General features: G+C 59.2%; 3 protein-coding genes. 1 reads left to right on the top strand and 2 read right to left on the bottom strand.

Features of this window, described 5'->3' with window-relative positions; genetic code table 11:
* Positions 1-235: 235 nt before the first annotated feature.
* Complete coding sequence (locus ACM9ME_RS15325) at positions 236-379, bottom strand: hypothetical protein (protein ID WP_415644326.1); 144 nt, start codon at positions 377-379, stop codon at positions 236-238.
* A 28-nt stretch (positions 380-407) separates the two neighbouring features.
* Complete coding sequence (locus ACM9ME_RS15320) at positions 408-866, bottom strand: nuclear transport factor 2 family protein (protein WP_415644325.1); 459 nt, start codon at positions 864-866, stop codon at positions 408-410.
* Between ACM9ME_RS15320 and ACM9ME_RS15315 the strand changes: the two genes are divergently transcribed.
* Positions 853-1,365 (top strand): GNAT family N-acetyltransferase, encoded by a 513-nt coding sequence (locus tag ACM9ME_RS15315; RefSeq protein ID WP_415644324.1) that lies wholly within the window; start codon positions 853-855, stop codon positions 1,363-1,365. The genes ACM9ME_RS15320 and ACM9ME_RS15315 overlap by 14 nt on opposite strands.
* Positions 1,366-1,621: the final 256 nt, after the last annotated feature.

Raw genomic sequence — 1,621 nt, 5'->3', positions numbered from 1 at the left:
AATCTGGCCTGACGATGGCGCTTATCGAAACATAGCGGGATCACTTGGTGATCATAAACGCAATATTCCGGCTTGAACGAACTGTGTAATCACACAGTAAAACGGCTGCCCCATAGATTTGACAGTACCCGTGATAGCAAGTCGGCGCGGTCTGCGGCTGCGCCGACCCAGTCTTTGCGGTAATCGCACCAATCAAAGATGATTTAACCCCGAGCAGAAGGGCTGCCAGCGATTATTAAATCTCCGCTGTCGAGTGCTGCGAATAGAGGGCGCGCCAGTGGCCATCGCGATAAACGAACACGTCACAGGATGCGATCGGCTCGCCCTTTCCGGGGACAAGCGATACCCATGTGACGATCGCGGTGTCGCCGGTCAGCATTACGTCGCCTCGCGTGGGGTGCGTGGCCTTATAATCGGCGACCATTTTGCCAAAATCCGAGTGCGCGCGAGCCTGCCACGATCGCCGCTTTGTTGGTGATTTTCCCGGCCGTACCGATCGATTGGTATTCTGGAAGCAACAGCGCGTCGACAAACGCGGCGTCTCCCCTGATCTCGGCGTCCGTCCAGCCTTGGTCGGCGGCGAGGACCGCCGCGGCGGTATGAGGATCGCGCGACGGCGCAGCTCGCGCGGGGGCTGGGACTGATGCCACCAGCATCGCGCCTGACATCAAATTTCTGAACCGGACCGTCATAATCTCGTCGTCCTTTCTAATTTCCCCCAATAGCTGATCCGTCGTTAAGCGGCTTGGGCGTGCACTACGTTCGAAAACATTCGCTAGTTCTCCGCCCACCTCCTCGATAAATCCAGCCTGCTGGCTCAAGAAGTTGGCATCGCCAAAGGAGAATCCGCCGTTGAACTGGACCATCCGTCAGGCGCGCGAGGACGATTGCGACCAGCTCGCCCTCATCGGCGCGGCTACTTTTCTGGAAACATTCGCAGGGGTATTGGGCGGGACAGCTATCGTTGCACATTGTCGGCTCGAGCATACTGAAGATGCCTATGCCAAACTGATCGGCAGCGGAGCGCGCGCGTGGCTCGCCCTTTTGCAACCGGGCGACGCACCAGTTGGCTTTGCCCTCACGGCGCCCGCCGACCTACCGGGCATGGTCGACGGCGATGTCGAGTTGAAGCGGATCTACGCACTGTCGCGCGTTCACGGCAGCGGTGTGGGTGGCGCGCTGATGGAGCATGCGATTGATGCCGCGCGGGACGCTGGCGCTAATCGTCTGTTACTTGGGGTCTACGCCGAAAATCACCGCGCGATCGCCTTCTACGGCAAAAATGGCTTCGCTCCGGTCGCAACGCGAAAGTTCAATGTCGGCGGGATCGACTATGATGATGTTGTCCTGGCGCGCTCACTCTGATCACCTCTTTGGCCCAACTGCCAGTGTAGTACGACACAGTGGAGCCGAGTGTTTCGCGGATACCAAATACGACGAAATCAGCAGCGGCGGCACAGGCTCGGCCTGCGGGAATCCGCCGCTGCTCGGGTTCAGGCGGATCGTGTCCCACAGCGTGGTGTAGGTTCGCGGTCTCGCCGCTTGGATCTCCGGCTTGGCCGGGTTGATCATGCTGCCATGGATGACAACGTGACGATGGGATCATCGCTCATTTGCGACA

Source organism: Sphingomonas antarctica, from assembly GCF_965137005.1.
Classification (GTDB): domain Bacteria; phylum Pseudomonadota; class Alphaproteobacteria; order Sphingomonadales; family Sphingomonadaceae; genus Sphingomonas_O; species Sphingomonas_O antarctica.
The sequence above is the reverse complement of the archived record's forward strand: the minus strand, read 5'-3'. Positions and strand labels throughout refer to the sequence as shown.